This is a genomic window from Mycobacterium shottsii, from assembly GCF_010728525.1.
Taxonomy (GTDB): Bacteria; Actinomycetota; Actinomycetes; order Mycobacteriales; family Mycobacteriaceae; genus Mycobacterium; species Mycobacterium marinum.
The window spans coordinates 4,424,959-4,440,577 of sequence record NZ_AP022572.1 but is presented as its reverse complement, the minus strand read 5'-3'; the positions used below and the strand labels follow the sequence as shown (position 1 = coordinate 4,440,577).

The window sequence follows — 15,619 nt, the reverse complement described above, 5'->3', positions numbered from 1 at the left end:
TGGTGGGGTTGCGGCAACCTGAATGTGCGGGCGGCGTCAGCGGCTGAGCCGAGGGTGGTAGGAAAGGTGACTGTGACCCAAAAGAATGGGGAGATCGGGACTTCAACCGATTCGCGCGATGACGTTGCCGAGGTTGTCAGCAGATTGATTCAGTTCGACACCACCAATACCGGCGAACCTGAGACCACCAAGGGCGAGGCGGAGTGCGCCCGCTGGGTAGCCGAACAACTCGCAGAGGTCGGCTACCAGACCGAATACGTGGAGTCCGGTGCACCGGGCCGGGGCAACGTGTTCGCTCGCCTTCGGGGCGCGGACAGCTCCCGGGGCGCCTTGCTGATCCACGGCCATCTGGACGTGGTGCCGGCCGAGGCCGCCGATTGGAGCGTGCACCCGTTTTCCGGCGCGATCGAAGACGGTTATGTCTGGGGCCGCGGCGCGGTCGACATGAAGGACATGGTCGGCATGATGATCGTGGTTGCCCGGCATTTCCGCCGAGCCGGGATCGTGCCACCTCGCGACCTGGTTTTTGCCTTCCTCGCCGACGAGGAGCACGGTGGCCACTTCGGTGCGCACTGGCTCGTCGATAACCGCCCAGATCTATTCGACGGTGTCACCGAGGCGGTCGGCGAGGTTGGCGGCTTTTCCCTGACCGTCCCGCGCCGGGACGGGGGTGAACGCCGGCTGTACCTGGTCGAGACCGCCGAAAAGGGAATCCTGTGGATGCGCTTGACGGCCCAGGGGAGGGCGGGCCACGGCTCCATGGTGCACGACCACAACGCAGTCACCACGGTCGCCGAGGCGGTAGCCCGGCTGGGCCGTCACCAGTTTCCGCTCGTGATCACCGACACCGTCGCCCAGTTTCTCCACGCGGTGAGCGAGGAGACCGGGCTCGAACTCGACCCCGGCTCACCGGACCTGGAAGGGACTCTCGACAAACTCGGCCCGATCGCTCGCATGCTCAAGGCGGTGCTGCGCGATACCGCGAATCCGACCATGCTCAAAGCCGGGTACAAGGCGAACGTCATCCCGGCGACGGCGGAGGCGGTGGTGGACTGTCGCGTCCTGCCAGGCCGTCAGGCGGCATTCGAGGCCGAAGTCGATGAACTGATCGGCCCCGATGTGAGCCGGGAGTGGATAAGCGAGTTGGCGTCCTATGAGACCAGCTTTGACGGGGACCTTGTCGATGCCATGAATGCCGCGGTGCTGTCGGTCGATCCCGACGGCCGAACGGTTCCCTACATGCTGTCCGGTGGGACCGATGCGAAAGCCTTCGCTCGCTTGGGTATTCGCTGCTTTGGCTTCAGCCCGCTGCGGTTGCCGCCGGAACTGGATTTCGCCGCGCTGTTCCACGGTGTCGATGAGCGGGTGCCCATCGACGCGCTCAGGTTCGGCACCGAGGTACTGACACACTTCCTGACACACTGCTAGTCGGAAAGCACAGGAGAGGACTGACCATGACATCGCCAGACCCGTACGACGCGCTACCCAAACTGCCTTCATTCAGCCTGACCTCGGCTTCGATCACCGACGGGCAGCCGCTTGCCACACCACAAGTCAGCGGAATCATGGGAGCGGGCGGGGAGGATGTCAGCCCGCAACTGAGCTGGTCGGGATTCCCCGAAGGGACGCGCAGCTTCGCGGTGACCGTCTATGACCCCGATGCCCCCACCCTGTCCGGGTTCTGGCATTGGGCGGTGGCCAACCTGCCCGCCGACGTCACCGAATTGCCTGCCGGAGCCGGCGACGGCCGCGAACTGCCGGGGGGTGCGCTCGCCTTGGTCAACGACGCGGGCATGCGGCGCTACATCGGCGCCGCGCCGCCAGCCGGGCACGGTGTGCACCGCTACTACGTCGCGGTGCATGCGGTCGACGTCGACAAGCTCGAACTCAGCGAGGACGCCAGCCCTGCCTTCCTGGGATTCAACCTGTTCCAGCACGCAATCGCGCGCGCGGTCATCCACGGGACTTACGAACAGACGTAGCCGTCACGGCCCGCGCGGGCACGGCGGTTTCGGGTCGGGTAGACCACGCCGTCCTTGATCCGGCCGCCTGATCGGCATGAATGCCGGTGTGGCAGTTCTGTCGGTGTGCGCCGATAGTATTCGAACATGCATTCGAATAAATGTTCGGATCGGGAGTCGGTGGTCGCGACGCTGGACCGGCTCGATCGTGCGGTCGATGCGTTGGTTGAGGTGTCGTTCGAGGCGTCGACCACTCCGGAGCGGTTGCGGGTGTTGGAGCGGTTGGAGGTGGTGGCGCGTCGGTTGCCGGTGGCCCAGTATGCGTTGCTCAACCAGCTTGATGAGCAGGCTGGTGAGGCGGAGTTGGGTGGGCGGCTGGCGGCGGTGGTGGCCAGTCGGTTGCGGATCACCCGTAGCGAGGCGGGCCGGCGGGTGGCTTAGGCTGCCGATGTGGGCCCGCGGCGCGCGTTGAGCGGTCAGCCCGGTGGGGCCGGTGTTGACGGCCACGGCCGCGGCTTTGCGGCAGGGGGTCGTGGGGGAGGGGCACGTCCGGGTGATTCGTGACTTCTTTCGGCGGCTACCTGCTGGCGTCGACGTGGGGACCCGGGACAGGGCCGAGGCTCATCTGGCGAAGCTGGCCACCCAGTTTCGTCCTGATCAGTTGGCCAGGTTGGCGGGGAGGTTGATGGATTGTCTCAATCCTGATGGTCGACATAGCGATGAGGACTGGGCGCGGCGGCGTGGTCTGAGCCTGGGTAGGCAGGGGTTGGACGGGATGTCGCGCATTAGCGGGTGGCTGACCCCGGAGGCGCGCGCTGGATTGGAGGCGGTGTGGGCCAAGCTGGCCGCACCGGGGATGTGTAACCCCGAGGATGAGGCCGCGGTGGTGGATGGGCCGGTGTCGCCCGACGCCGCTGATCGTGACAGTCGCAGTGTGGGTCAACGTCAACATGACGGGTTCAATGCGGCGTTGCGGGCGGTGTTGGCGTCGGGAGAGCTGGGGCAGCACAACGGGTTGCCGGCGTCGATCATCGTGTCGACCACGCTGAAGGAGTTGGCGGCCGCCGCGGGCAGGGGGCTGACCGGTGGGGGCACGTTGCTGCCGATGTCGGATGTGATCCGGTTGGCTCGTCACGCGCATCACTATCTGGCGGTGTTTGATCGGGGTGAGGCGATCGGGCTCTATCACGCCAAGCGGTTGGCCACACCGGGGCAGCGGATCGTTCTTTACGCCAAAGATCGCGGTTGTACCCGCCCGGGCTGTGACGTGGCGGGCTATCAGTGCGAGGTCCATCATGTCGCCGCATGGGCCACCAGCGGGCGCACCGATATCAACCAACTCACCCTGGCCTGCGGCCCGGATCACAAATTGCTCGAGCAGGGCTGGCGCACCCGCAAAACCGCCCACGGCGACACCGAATGGCTCCCACCACCACACCTCGACCACGGACAGCCAAGAATCAACACCTACCACCACCCGGAAAAACTGCTCCGCGAGAGCGCCGACGATGACGACGAGGGTCACGGGGCGGCGTAAGCCCGTCGCTCCTAACTGGGCGGACGTCCCCGCTCGGCGGCGTTGGAGCCGACCGCTTCGTGCAGTGAGCCGAAACCGCCCTGGTGCAGCCGGCGGGCGATGCCGTCGTGAATGTGCTTGGACCACAGGCCCCCGCCGTAGATGAAGCCGGTATAGCCCTGCAGCAACGATGCACCGGCAGTAATCCGGTCCCAGGCATCCTCGGCGGTTTCGATGCCGCCCACGCTGATCAGGGTCAGTCGATCGCCTACGCGCTGATAGAGCCGGCGCAACACCTCGAGTGAGCGCTCTGCCACCGGCGGCCCGGAAATGCCGCCCGCGCCGAGTTGGTCGACGCCAGGGGTCAGCAACCCATCGCGCGACACGGTGGTGTTGGTCGCAACGATGCCGGCCAGGCCAAGCTCGACGGCCAAGTCGGCGACCTCGTCGACGTCGGAATCGGAGAGGTCGGGCGCAATCTTCACCAGCACCGGTGTCGACGTTTCGGCCAGCACGGCGGCCAGGATGGGCCGTAGTGACTCCACCGCCTGCAAATCCCGCAATCCCGGTGTGTTCGGGGAGCTGACGTTGACCACCAGGTAGGACGCCAGCGGGCCGACCAGTCTGGCGCTGGCCCGGTAATCGTCAACCGCCTGGTCGGCCGGGGTGGTCTTGGTCTTGCCGATGTTGACCCCGACGGGTACCTCGGGATGGTGGCGGGCCAGCCGGATTGCGAGTGCGCCCGCGCCGTGGTTGTTGAATCCCATCCGGTTGAGCAGCGCTCGGTCCTCGGGCAACCGGAACAGCCGTGGGGCCGGGTTGCCGGGCTGTGGGTGCGCGGTGACCGTGCCGACTTCGGCATAGCCGAAGCCCATCGCTGCCCAGGTGTCCAGTCCGGTGCCGTCCTTGTCGAACCCCGCGGCCAGTCCGAGCGGGCCGGGAAATCGCACCCCAAACACGGTAGAAGCCAGCACCGGGTCGCTCGGGCCCGGCCATCGTGTCAACATCCGCCGTACCGGTGTGGCCGCGGTGGCACCGCGCAGCACGGCAAAAACCAACTTGTGCACCCGCTCGGGCGGCAGCAGGAACAGCAGCCTACGCAGCAAGCCGTACATTCGAGACCCGTCCTGGTGCGGGTTGGCCACCGTCACAGTTCCGACTGGTCGGGCATCGGGCTATCCAGACGAGACTTCTTGCGACGCAACAACACACGTCTGCTGCCGTCGGTGTAGAGGCGCACCCGGGTCAGCTCCCAGCCGCGATACTCGGCCTCGATGGACAGCCGGGTGGATGCGCTGAGCCTGGTCACTTCCGGCGGCAGGCGCAGCGGCGCCCACTCATACTCGTCCGACATGTCGGTGGCCCAGCCGGCGGGCAACTGTCCCCGCCGCGACACGGAACTGCTGGTCAAGGGACACCTGCCGCATGCTCGATGACCTGTACCCCAGCGCCTGACCCGGACACGACGAATAAGGTGCCTGACGCTTCGTCAAAGGCCAACGAGTTGGGTTGCTGCACGGTTGGGTAACGCACCTTTTCCACAGGTATTCCGGTGCTGAGATCGTAACCAATAACGAGGTTCGCCGCGGTCTGGGACACCCAGGCCAGTTGATTCGACCCCGCTAGCCCGTACGGGTCCTGTGGTACCGGGTAGGCCTGGCGTAGGATCAGCGGGTCAACGCCATACACCAGCAATTGGCCGCCACGGGTATCTGCGACCAGCACTCGCCCCAGCGAGTCGGCGGCCATGGTGGTCGCCCCCTCACCGGCGCGTAGTGCCTGTTCGGCGCGCCCGTCGGCGTCGATCGTCGTCACCGAAGTCTGTCCGCGGTCCAACACAACGGCTGTGTTTCCTTGCGTCACGACCGCATCGACGCGGGCGAAGATCTTGATCCGGCTGAGGACCTGGGCGGTGCCGGCGGAGGCGGGGGTTTGCGGTGAGGCCAGGGTGTACAGGGCGCCGTCGGCGGTGCCCAAAACCAGCTTCCCGTCCATCCGGCGTGCGATCGCGGTGAATTCGGTGTCTGCCGAATCGGCCACGTTGACCTGCGATACGCCCCCACTGGGCAGGTCCACCACGAAGTAGCCGCCACGGGCAGACGCGTAGGCCTTGCCGTGGCCGTCACCGGTCAACCCGGTTGCGGGCCCGGGAAGTGTGATTGGTTGAGCTGGGGTTTGCTCCTGAGCGAACACGCTGATGCTGGCCGGCGCCGATGCGTCCGAACCCGGGCTCAGAACGGCCAACCTGCCGGAGTCGACGTCATACACCGCCGCCTGCGGATGCCCGCCCAGCGGCCGAACCGCACCTGCTGGAGGCTGAGAAATCGGCGGAGACACGGCCGGCCGCGCGGGCTCGATCGTGGGCGGCGCCGATTGCAGCGGGCCCGACGAACAGCCCGTCAACAGGGTCAGCAGGGTCAGCAAAATAACTGGTGCGTAAAAATAGCGCTGAAGTGGTTTTCTATGATTTCGCAGCAACGTCTACCCTCTGAATGTCGGCCATGGACTCGAAAATTTAAGGAACGTTGTCGCATCCAATCTCGTCATGTTGCCCACGGAAAGTATTTCTGACGAGGTATTGTCTGGGCATCACCGTCGCTGCTGACCGGCAGACCGCAGAAAAAGGGTTTGCGATCGAAGACATGTTGACGGGCATTTTCGCCAGTGGGTACGGGCAAGTCGGAGATGGCCACAGTTTCTCCTTCCGCATCGAACACCGCTCGCTCGTTGTCGAAATTTACCGACCCCGTCTGAACGGGCCGGTTCCGCAGGCCGAAGACGTCGTCGCACGGTCAGTCCGCGGCTTGGTCGATATCGACCCCACCGACGAGCGCAGCCTGGCGGCGGCGGTGCGTAATTCTGTCACGCATGCCCTGCCTGCGTCGCACTAGTCACATCCCATAACGGGCTCTCGCACCAGGTACGGTCGTCGTCGTGTCTGCAGTTGCGGCGATGTCCTGGTGGCAAGTCATCTCGTTGGCTGTCGTGCAGGGTCTGACCGAATTCTTGCCGGTTTCCTCATCGGGACACCTGGCTGTGGTGTCGCGGGTTTTCTTCAGCGACGATGCCGGTGCTTCTTTCACTGCGGTCACCCAGCTGGGCACCGAAGCCGCCGTACTTGTCTACTTCGCCCGCGACATCGTGCGCATCCTGCGGGCCTGGTTCGACGGTCTGGTGGTCAAGTCGCATCGCAACGCGGACTATCGCCTTGGCTGGTACGTCATCATCGGAACCATCCCAATCTGTGTGTTGGGGCTGCTGTTCAAGGACGAGATTCGGTCGGGCGTGCGAAACCTGTGGGTGGTGGCCACGGCGCTGGTGGTGTTCCCTGGGGTAATCGCGCTTGACGAATACCTGGGCCGCCAGAGCCGTCAGGTCGAACAGCTCACCTGGCGCGATGGCCTGGTGGTCGGGGTTGCCCAGACCCTGGCGCTGGTTCCTGGGGTTTCTCGGTCCGGCTCGACCATCAGCGCCGGCCTGTTTCTGGGGCTAGACCGTGAGTTGGCCGCCCGGTTCGGCTTCCTGCTCGCCATACCGGCGGTGTTCGCGTCCGGGTTGTTCTCCCTGCCCGATGCCTTCCACCCCGTGACCGAGGGCATGAGCGCTACCGGTCCGCAGCTATTGGTCGCCACTCTCATCGCTTTTGTGGTCGGCCTCGCCGCGGTGTCATGGTTCTTGCGGTTTCTGCTGCGCCACAGCATGTATTGGTTCGTTGGCTACCGGGTGGTGGTTGGCGTGGTGGTGCTGATTCTGCTGCCTACCGGTACGGTCGCGGCGACATGACCGTCATCCTGTTGCGCCACGGCCGGTCCACTTCGAACACCGCAGGCATTCTGGCCGGTCGTTCCGAAGGGGTCGACCTTGACGACAAAGGGCGCCAGCAGGCCTCGGGGCTGATCGACCGGATCGGTGATCTGCCGGTCCGTGCGGTGGTGTCCTCCCCGCTGCTGAGGTGCCGCACCACCGTCGAGCCGCTGGCCGATGCGCTGTGTCTGGAGCCGCTGGTCGAAGAGCGACTTGCCGAGGTGGACTACGGGGACTGGACCGGCCGCAAGATCGCTGAGCTGGTCAACGAGCCGCTGTGGCGAGTGGTCCAGGCGCACCCCAGTGCCGCGGTGTTCCCGGGCGGCGAGGGTTTGGCGCAGGTGCAGGCGCGGGCGGTGGCCGCCGTTCGCGAACACGATCGACGGCTGGCCGAGGAGTATGGGGGCGATGCGCTCTGGCTGGCGTGTACCCATGGCGACGTCATCAAAGCGGTGGTGGCCGATGCCTACGGTATGCACCTGGATAGCTTCCAGCGGGTGACCGCCGACCCCGCATCGGCGAGCGTGATCCGCTACACCCAGCTACGGCCGTTCGTGCTGCATGTCAACCACACCGGTGCGCGGCTGTCCGCAGGACTGCGCGCGGGCCTTCCCCCGAAGGCGGCGCCGGACAAGCCAGACGAAGAGCCCGACAAGGTTCAGACTGAGTCAGTCGGTGGCGTGCCGTCCGGAGACGCGGTGGTCGGCGGCTCGACCGACTAGGGGAGCGGTCCCACCGCTGTGGTTTAGCGGTGCGGACCCCCTGCGAATCCCACGACAACGCCATCTGCACGGTATTTTGGAGGTGCCATGGCCCGCGCAATTCACGTATTCCGTACACCCGACCGATTCGTGGCCGGGACTGTTGGTCAGCCCGGAAATCGCACGTTCTACATCCAGGCGGTGCACGACAAACGAGTCGTGTCGGTGGTCTTGGAGAAGCAGCAGGTCGCGGTCCTCGCCGAGCGCATCGGCGCGTTGTTGCTCGAGGTCAACCGCAGGTTCGGCACACCGGTTCCCCCGGAACCCGCCGAGGTTGACGATCTAAATCCGCTGATCATGCCGGTGGACGCCGAATTTCGGGTCGGGACCATGGGGTTGGGCTGGGACTCGGAAGCTCAGACCGTGGTCGTCGAATTGTTGGCGGTCACCGACGCGGAGTTCGACGCTTCGGTGGTGCTCGATGACACCGACGAGGGTCCCGACGCGGTGCGGGTCTTCCTGACGCCGGAGTCGGCGCGGCAGTTCGCCACCCGGTCCAACCGGGTCATCTCGGCGGGGCGCCCGCCGTGTCCGCTCTGCGACGAGCCGCTGGACCCCGAGGGACATATTTGTGCGCGCACCAATGGCTATCGGCGCGATGTGGTGTTCGGGTCCAGCGATGACCCCGAGGAATGATGAACGCGAGGTAGTGCGGGACGGCGAGCTGACGGTCCTCGGACGTATTCGTTCGGCCAGCAACGCCACTTTCCTGTGCGAATCCACCCTCGGCGACAACACCGTGCACTGCGTCTACAAGCCGGTTTCGGGTGAACAGCCGCTATGGGACTTTCCTGATGGCACCCTGGCCGGCCGAGAACTCAGTGCATATCACGTTTCGGCCCAGTTGGGCTGGAACATCGTGCCCTACACCGTGATTCGAGACGGACCGGCCGGGCCCGGGATGCTGCAGCTGTGGGTACAGCAACCCGGTGACGCGGTTGGCGCCGATCCCCGGCCCGGGCCCGACCTGGTCGACCTGTTTCCCTGCGGCAAGCCGCAACCGGGTTACCTGCCGGTCCTTCGCGCGTACGACTACTCCGGCGACGAGGTTATCCTGATGCACGCCGACGATGTCCGGTTGCGGCGGATGGCGGTGTTCGACGTCCTGATCAACAATGCCGACCGCAAAGGCGGGCACATCCTCTATGGCGTCGACGACCGGGTGTACGGGGTCGACCATGGCGTGAGCATGCATGTCCAGGACAAGCTACGGACAGTGTTGTGGGGCTGGGCGGGCAAGCCGATCGATGATCAGACCCTGCGGACGGTTGCCGGGTTCATCGATGATCTGCGTGGGAAGCTGGGCGAGACGCTGGCGGGCCTGATCACCCGTGCCGAGATTATCGCTCTGGGCAGGCGGGCGGAGATGTTGCTGGACAATCCCGTGATGCCTGGACCGGACCGCCACCGCCCAATACCGTGGCCGGCCTTCTAGAAGGTCGTCGGGAGTCCGATGCGGCGCGTTTGACCGTTCCTGATCGCCGTTGTGGTTGCGACGTGTTTGGTCCGGCATGAGCGCGCGTGCCAACTCGGCGATACTTGTGCGGTGAGCCACCCGCCCGCGCGCCACCTGACCGATGCTGAGCTGGCTGCCGACCTCGCGGTGGACGCTGGGAAATTGCTGCTGGCCGTGCGGGAAGAGGTTGGTTTCGACCATCCATGGGCGCTTGGTGACGCCGGTGACTTCCAGGCGAACTCCCTGCTGCTACGGCGGCTACGGGCGGAGCGGCCCGGTGACGCGGTGCTCAGTGAGGAAGCTCACGACGACCTGGTGCGGCTGAAGTCTGATCGGGTGTGGATCATCGATCCGCTGGACGGCACCCGCGAGTTCTCCACGCGTGGCCGGGACGACTGGGCGGTTCATGTCGCGTTGTGGCAGCGTCGCGCCAACGGCAGGCCCGAGATCACCGATGCTGCCGTGTCACTGCCGGCCCGCGGCAACATCGTTTTCCGCAGCGACACGGTGACCGCCGACGCCGCACCGGTCGGGGTGCCGGATGTCATTCGGGTGGCGGTCAGCACCACCCGTCCGCCGGCAGTCCTCTATCACGTCAGTCGGACGCTGGCCATCCAACCAGTCGCCATTGGTTCGGCCGGCGCCAAGGCGATGGCCCTCATCGAGGGCAAAGCCGATGCCTATCTGCACGCCGGAGGCCAATGGGAATGGGACTCGGCGGCGCCGGCCGGCGTGGTGATGGCCGCCGGCATGCACGCATCCCGATTGGATGGGTCGCCGCTTCGGTACAACCAGCTGGACCCCTACCTGCCCGATTTCGTGATGTGTCGCCCCGAGCTGGCGCCTGTGCTGCTCGATGCCATCCGACAGGTGTGGCGGTAAAACCGCTACCGGTTGGATCGGCCCCGTCCTACCGACCTAGTCGACGCCGCCAGTCTCTGGCCGACAGCATTCTGATCACCTTCTCCGCGAAGCTGCCTTTCTTGCGGCTATAGGGGTACCAGAGCGACTCCTTTTTCATCGCGACCCGCTCGGCGACGATGCTCTTGGGGTGGCAGTACTTGCGGATGCCTTCGGCGCCGCCGGAGCGGGTGCCCAACCCCGACTCTTTCCAGCCGGCCATCGGAACCCCAATTTGAAAGATGCCGGTGATCACATTGTTGATGTTCACGGTGCCGGTATTCAGGCGCCGGGCAATGTCAATTGCCTTTGCTTTGTCGCGTGTCCAGACGCTGCCGGACAACCCGAATCGGCAATCGTTGGCTTTCTCGATCGCCTCCGCAACGTCGCGCACCTTCATCACCGGCAAGGTCGGGCCGAATGTCTCCTCACGCATGCAGTCCGTGTCATGGTCGACATCGACCAGCACCGTCGGTTCGTAGAACAACCCGTCCCCGCCGGGATCACGCGTTTTGCCGCCGATGAGAACCTTCGCGCCCTTGCGGACCGCGTCGTCGACGTGTCGAGACACGATCTCGAGTTGTTGCGCGGTAGTCATCGAGCCTATTTCGCACGAATAGTCATGCCCGGCATCCATGCCCTGACGCAGCTGCGCTGTCCTGGCCACCAATTTGCTCACGAACGTGTCAAATACCGGGGCCTCGACATAGATCCGTTCCACCGAAATACAGACTTGGCCGGTGTAGGCGAATCCGCCCCAAACCGCGCCATCGACCGCCCTGTCGATGTCGGCGTCCGCGCAGACGATCATCGCGTCTTTGCCGCCAAGTTCCAGCCAGCACGGGATCAACCGTTCGGCCGCGGCGACGGCGATCCGGCGCCCGGTGCCCACCGAACCGGTGAACATCACGTAATCAACGACGTCGACGAGGGCCGCACCGGTTTCTCCGAAACCGAAGACCACATCGAGCACGTCCGGTGCACCGATCTGCTTCCACCCCTCCACCGCGTGCTGCCAGGCCAATGGCGTGAATTCCGAGGGCTTGGACAGCACGGCGCATCCGGCCAACAGGGCGGCGGGAACGTCGAGCAGCGGTACCGACAACGGACCGTTCCACGGGGTGATGACGCCGACCAGGGGATACGGCTCGTAGACAATGGTCAGCTTCTTGGCCGCGTTGGCTGCGCCGTATGGGCGCACCGGCTGGTCGGCCAAAAACTCTGCGGCGTTGTCGATCCAGTAGTTGATGACCTGCACGGTGGCGATCTCGATACCCGCGTCACCCCAGGACTTGCCCGTTTCCAGCTGCAGCGGCGTCAGCAGATCATCGCGGTGGTCGAGCATCCAATCGCGCCATCTGCCCAGCCAGTACGCGCGGCCGGACACACCCAATCGCTGCCACTCGGGTTGTGCGGCCCGTAGCCGTGCCGCCGCCGCCGCAACGCCATCGACCGTTGTGACTAGGACGGTTCCGACGATCTCGCCGGTGGCCGGACATTTGACCACCACTTCATCGCGGGTGTCGGCTTCGGCCGGGTTTGCCTGATTTGTCGTATCCATCATCACTGCCACCGCCTTTGCCGCCGGCGCCAACCGGAGCTGTTCGTACGGTACCCAGCAGACCACAAATTTCCGGGTTTGCAGAGCCCATTTTGAACAAGCGCGGAACCCCTCGGCAATGCCCAGCGGCCAGTATCTCCGCGTTTGCCCGGCTGCGCGTGATCGCCGGGCCGCGCTGGAACGTGGGTCGCCCAGCGTGAGCCCGATGGCCGGGCTCCTCCTCGGCCCGCACCGCGGGCCGCATCGTCGCCCCGCCTAGAGTCGAGGCATGCAATCTTGGTCGTCTGCACCGGTTCCCATCGTGCCGGGGCGTGGGCCGGAACTCCGGCTCTACGACACCGCTGACCGGCAAGTGCGTCCGGTGGCGCCGGGAAACACGGCCACCATGTACGTCTGCGGGATCACGCCCTATGACGCGACGCATCTGGGCCACGCCGCGACCTATCTGGCATTCGACTTGATTCATCGTCTGTGGCTGGATCTCGGCCATGAGGTGCGCTACGTGCAGAACGTCACCGACGTCGACGATCCGCTGTTCGAGCGAGCCGACCGTGACGGCGTCGACTGGCGTGACCTGGCCGCCCAGGAGGTAGCGCTGTTCCGCGAGGACATGGCGGCGCTGCGGGTCCTCTCGCCCCACGACTACGTCGGGGCTACCGAGGCGGTTGCCGAAATCATCGAGCTCGTCGAGAAACTGCTCGCTTCCGGCGCCGCCTACGTCCTGGACGGCGAACATCCCGACGTCTACTACCGCTCCGATGCCACACTGCAATTCGGCTACGAGTCCGGCTACGACCGCGACACCATGCTCGGCCTGTTCGAGCAGCGTGGCGGTGACCCGGGCAGACCAGGCAAGAACGATGCGCTCGACGCTCTGCTCTGGCGCGCGGCGAGACCCGGGGAGCCCAGTTGGCCGTCACCGTTCGGCCCCGGCCGGCCGGGCTGGCACATCGAATGCGCGGCCATCGCACTCAGCCGCGTGGGCAGCGGTCTGGACGTTCAGGGCGGCGGCAGCGACCTGATCTTCCCGCACCACGAATTCACCGCCGCGCACGCCGAATGCGTCACGGGCGAGCGGCGATTCGCGCGGCACTACGTACACGCCGGCATGATTGGCTGGGACGGACACAAGATGTCCAAGAGCCGCGGCAACCTGGTGCTGGTATCGGGGTTGCGTGCCGAGGGAGTCAACCCGGCGGCGGTCCGGCTGGGGCTGCTGGCCGGGCACTACCGGGCCGACCGGTTCTGGTCCCAGCAGGTGCTCGATGAGGCGGTCGGTCGGCTGCAGCGCTGGCGCGCCGCGACGACATTGCCGGCCGGTCCAGACGCGGCGGCGGTTGTGGCCCGGCTGCGCCAGTATCTGGCCGACGATCTGAACACCCCCAAAGCGATTGCGGCACTCGATGGTTGGGCCACCGATGCGCTCGACTACGGAGGCCATGACGAGGTAGCGCCAAGGTTGGTGGCCAGCACCATCGATGCGTTGCTGGGGGTAGACCTGTAGCCCACGGTGGTACGTTTTCGGCCATGACATCGGTGCAGGACAAAGTCGTCTTCATCACGGGCGGTGCTCGCGGCATTGGGGCAGAGGTCGCCCGTCGCCTCCACAACATGGGCGCCAAACTGGTGCTGACGGATCTGAGCGAGGCCGAGCTGGCGACGATTGCGGCCGAACTCGGCGGAGACGACCGAGTGCTCACCGTGGTTGCCGACGTACGCGATCTGCCCGCCATGGAGGCGGCCGCCAATCAGGCCGTCGAGAAATTCGGCGGCATCGACATCGTGATGGCCAACGCCGGCATCGCCAGCTACGGTTCGGTGCTGCAGGTGGATCCGGAGGCATTCAAGCGGGTGCTGGACGTCAACGTCATCGGTGTTTTTCACACCGTGCGTGCCACCTTGCCGGCGGTCATCGAACGCCGCGGCTACGTGCTGATCGTCTCTTCGCTGGCTGCCTACGCGGCATCTCCCGGGCTGGCGCCGTACAACGCGTCGAAGGCCGCGGTCGAGATCTTCGCCAACGCGCTTCGACTGGAAGTCGCAGACCGTGGCGTCAGCGTCGGGTCGGCGCACATGTCGTGGATCGACACCGCTTTGGTTCGTGACACCAAGGGCGACCTGCCCGCGTTTGCTGAGCTGCTGTCCAGGCTGCCCTGGCCGTTGAACAGGACCACCTCGGTGAACAAGTGCGCGGCCGCCTTCGTCAAGGGCATCGAAGGTCGCAAGACCCGTATCTACTGCCCGGATTGGGTGGGACTGTTCCGCTGGCTCAAACCTGTGCTCTCGACGTCGCTGGGTGAACTGCCCGTCCGCAAGGCCACAGCCGAGCTACTGCCCAGGCTGGACGCTGAGGTGGCGGTGCTCGGGCGCTCCACCAGTGCCAACAACCAGGGCTTGGAAAAGCCGTAGCCGCGGGCTGCGCAGAAGGAAGTCGGTGACGCCGAGAGGGTGGCTGTTTGCGGCGCCGGCATCGCGGGGCTGGCACTGGCGGAGCGGATGTCGGCGCTGGGTGCCGAGGTCGTGCTCGTGGAGCGCTCACCCGGTCCGCCGACTCAGGGCGCCATGATCGACCTGTTCGGAGCTGGATACGAGGCGGCCGATGCGATTGGCATCCTGGACGCGATTCGGGACGTCTCCTATTCCATCGGTGACACCGGCCTGGTCGATGAGCTGGGCCGACGTCGAGCCGGTCTGCCCTACGGGCGCATCGCCAAGGCACTCGAAGACAGGCTGTGCCGGATAACCCGAACCGATCTGCACAAGGTCCTGCTGGACAACCTTCCGACCAATGTCGACCTGCGGTTCGGTACCTCGGTGTCGGAGGTGACGCACGGCGACGATCGCGCGGTGGTGACCCTGGACGACGGTGCGCGCCTCGATGTCGATCTACTGGTCGGCGCCGACGGGATCCACTCCACGGTGCGGGCACTGGCGTTCGGCGCCGAAGCGCAGTATCTGCGCTACCTGGGATTTCATTTCGCGGCCTTCGTCTTCGACGCCTCTGGCATGGACGACACGGCCGGCGATCACGTCGTCATCACCGACACCGTCGACCGGCAACTGGGTCTCTACGCCCTGCGTAATGGCCAGACGGCGGTCTTTGCGGCCTATCGCGCTGCCGATCCCGAACGGCCTCCCGATGCCCGTGCGGCGCTGCGGGACCGATTTGCGGGCATGGGCTGGCTGGTGCCCGAGGTGCTCGAGAGATGCCCGCCATCGGGGGACATCTACTTCGGGCAGGTTGCACAGGTCGAGATGCCGCGCTGGAGCACCAACCGTGTGGTCCTGGTCGGCGACGCGTGCTCGGCGGTGTCGCCGCTGACCGGGCCGGGTGCCTCGCTGGCGCTGGCCGGCGCATACGTGCTGTCCGAGCAGCTGCGCAGAACGTCATCGGTGGAGCGCGCGCTGGACTTCTACGAGCGGCTTTGGCGTCCGACGGTCGAGCAGAAGCAGGAAAGCGCGCGCGGCCTCCGGCTGGATGCTGTCGCCGTCGTCCTCACAGCTCTCGATTCGCCGCGCCGGGCTGCGCTTCACCTGGTGCCCGCTGATCAACCGATTCGTTGAGACATCCTTGGCCGGTGAGCCCACCGCCGTCATAGCCATGCTGCGCCAGGGGATGTCAGACTCCGACAGCCCGATTGCGCCCAACTAGGTTTGCCG

At 65.8% G+C, this 15,619-nt stretch carries 15 protein-coding genes and 1 pseudogene; 12 read left to right on the top strand and 4 right to left on the bottom strand.

Annotated features, from left to right (window positions below):
* The first annotated feature begins 72 nt into the window (after positions 1 to 72).
* The 3 genes and pseudogenes from G6N41_RS20495 (at position 73) to G6N41_RS20485 (ending at position 3,498) form a co-directional block, all read left to right on the top strand.
* The gene (locus G6N41_RS20495) at positions 73 to 1,428 is read left to right on the top strand and encodes a M20/M25/M40 family metallo-hydrolase (protein WP_407663655.1); all 1,356 of its coding nucleotides are present in this window, start codon (positions 73 to 75) and stop codon (positions 1,426 to 1,428) included.
* A 26-nt stretch (positions 1,429 to 1,454) separates the two neighbouring features.
* Positions 1,455 to 1,982, top strand: a complete 528-nt coding sequence (locus tag G6N41_RS20490) for a YbhB/YbcL family Raf kinase inhibitor-like protein (protein WP_011740352.1) — start codon at positions 1,455 to 1,457, stop codon at positions 1,980 to 1,982.
* Between the two features lie 126 nt (positions 1,983 to 2,108).
* A pseudogene (locus G6N41_RS20485) lies at positions 2,109 to 3,498 on the top strand (HNH endonuclease signature motif containing protein).
* Between the two features lie 11 nt (positions 3,499 to 3,509).
* Here G6N41_RS20485 and G6N41_RS20480 read toward each other — a convergent pair.
* Genes G6N41_RS20480 through G6N41_RS20470 form a run of 3 tightly spaced genes read right to left on the bottom strand, consistent with a single transcriptional unit; the run spans position 3,510 to position 5,955 of the window.
* Complete coding sequence (locus G6N41_RS20480; protein WP_198967944.1) at positions 3,510 to 4,592, bottom strand: quinone-dependent dihydroorotate dehydrogenase; 1,083 nt, start codon at positions 4,590 to 4,592, stop codon at positions 3,510 to 3,512.
* A 32-nt stretch (positions 4,593 to 4,624) separates the two neighbouring features.
* The gene (locus tag G6N41_RS20475) at positions 4,625 to 4,831 is read right to left on the bottom strand and encodes a DUF5703 family protein (protein ID WP_049785300.1); all 207 of its coding nucleotides are present in this window, start codon (positions 4,829 to 4,831) and stop codon (positions 4,625 to 4,627) included.
* Positions 4,832 to 4,884: 53 nt separating this feature from the next.
* The gene (locus G6N41_RS20470) at positions 4,885 to 5,955 is read right to left on the bottom strand and encodes a YncE family protein (protein WP_198965507.1); all 1,071 of its coding nucleotides are present in this window, start codon (positions 5,953 to 5,955) and stop codon (positions 4,885 to 4,887) included.
* Positions 5,956 to 6,065: 110 nt separating this feature from the next.
* Between G6N41_RS20470 and G6N41_RS20465 the strand changes: the two genes are divergently transcribed.
* The 6 genes from G6N41_RS20465 to G6N41_RS20440 all read left to right on the top strand — a co-directional run bounded on the left by G6N41_RS20465 (position 6,066) and on the right by G6N41_RS20440 (position 10,380).
* Entirely contained in the window at positions 6,066 to 6,368 is a 303-nt protein-coding gene (locus G6N41_RS20465) for a hypothetical protein (protein WP_198967943.1), read from the top strand.
* Between the two features lie 61 nt (positions 6,369 to 6,429).
* Positions 6,430 to 7,260 carry an undecaprenyl-diphosphate phosphatase gene (locus G6N41_RS20460; protein ID WP_198967942.1) on the top strand — a complete coding sequence of 277 codons (831 nt, stop codon included), beginning with the start codon at positions 6,430 to 6,432 and terminating at the stop codon, positions 7,258 to 7,260.
* The gene (locus G6N41_RS20455) at positions 7,257 to 8,003 is read left to right on the top strand and encodes a histidine phosphatase family protein (protein WP_020725561.1); all 747 of its coding nucleotides are present in this window, start codon (positions 7,257 to 7,259) and stop codon (positions 8,001 to 8,003) included. Before G6N41_RS20460 ends, G6N41_RS20455 begins: the two co-directional genes overlap by 4 nt.
* Before the next feature lie 87 nt (positions 8,004 to 8,090).
* Complete coding sequence (locus G6N41_RS20450; protein ID WP_198965506.1) at positions 8,091 to 8,678, top strand: DUF3090 domain-containing protein; 588 nt, start codon at positions 8,091 to 8,093, stop codon at positions 8,676 to 8,678.
* Positions 8,662 to 9,477: an SCO1664 family protein gene (locus G6N41_RS20445; RefSeq protein ID WP_198965505.1), complete on the top strand. Its 816-nt coding sequence runs from the start codon at positions 8,662 to 8,664 to the stop codon at positions 9,475 to 9,477. The genes G6N41_RS20450 and G6N41_RS20445 overlap by 17 nt, the downstream gene beginning before the upstream one ends.
* Before the next feature lie 111 nt (positions 9,478 to 9,588).
* On the top strand, positions 9,589 to 10,380 hold the full coding sequence (locus tag G6N41_RS20440; protein WP_020729332.1) for a 3'(2'),5'-bisphosphate nucleotidase CysQ: 792 nt from the start codon (positions 9,589 to 9,591) through the stop codon (positions 10,378 to 10,380).
* A gap of 28 nt (positions 10,381 to 10,408) precedes the next feature.
* Here the strand turns inward: G6N41_RS20440 and G6N41_RS20435 are convergent, their stop codons facing one another.
* Positions 10,409 to 12,025: an aldehyde dehydrogenase family protein gene (locus G6N41_RS20435; protein WP_198965504.1), complete on the bottom strand. Its 1,617-nt coding sequence runs from the start codon at positions 12,023 to 12,025 to the stop codon at positions 10,409 to 10,411.
* 202 nt (positions 12,026 to 12,227) lie between these two features.
* On the opposite strand from G6N41_RS20435, the gene mshC reads away from it, so the two are divergent.
* Genes mshC through G6N41_RS20420 form a run of 3 tightly spaced genes read left to right on the top strand, consistent with a single transcriptional unit; the run spans position 12,228 to position 15,523 of the window.
* Positions 12,228 to 13,463 carry a cysteine--1-D-myo-inosityl 2-amino-2-deoxy-alpha-D-glucopyranoside ligase gene (mshC, locus tag G6N41_RS20430; RefSeq protein ID WP_020729330.1) on the top strand — a complete coding sequence of 412 codons (1,236 nt, stop codon included), beginning with the start codon at positions 12,228 to 12,230 and terminating at the stop codon, positions 13,461 to 13,463.
* A gap of 23 nt (positions 13,464 to 13,486) precedes the next feature.
* Positions 13,487 to 14,368, top strand: a complete 882-nt coding sequence (locus G6N41_RS20425) for an SDR family oxidoreductase (RefSeq protein ID WP_198965503.1) — start codon at positions 13,487 to 13,489, stop codon at positions 14,366 to 14,368.
* 39 nt (positions 14,369 to 14,407) lie between these two features.
* Positions 14,408 to 15,523: an FAD-dependent monooxygenase gene (locus G6N41_RS20420; protein WP_231608621.1), complete on the top strand. Its 1,116-nt coding sequence runs from the start codon at positions 14,408 to 14,410 to the stop codon at positions 15,521 to 15,523.
* Positions 15,524 to 15,619: the final 96 nt, after the last annotated feature.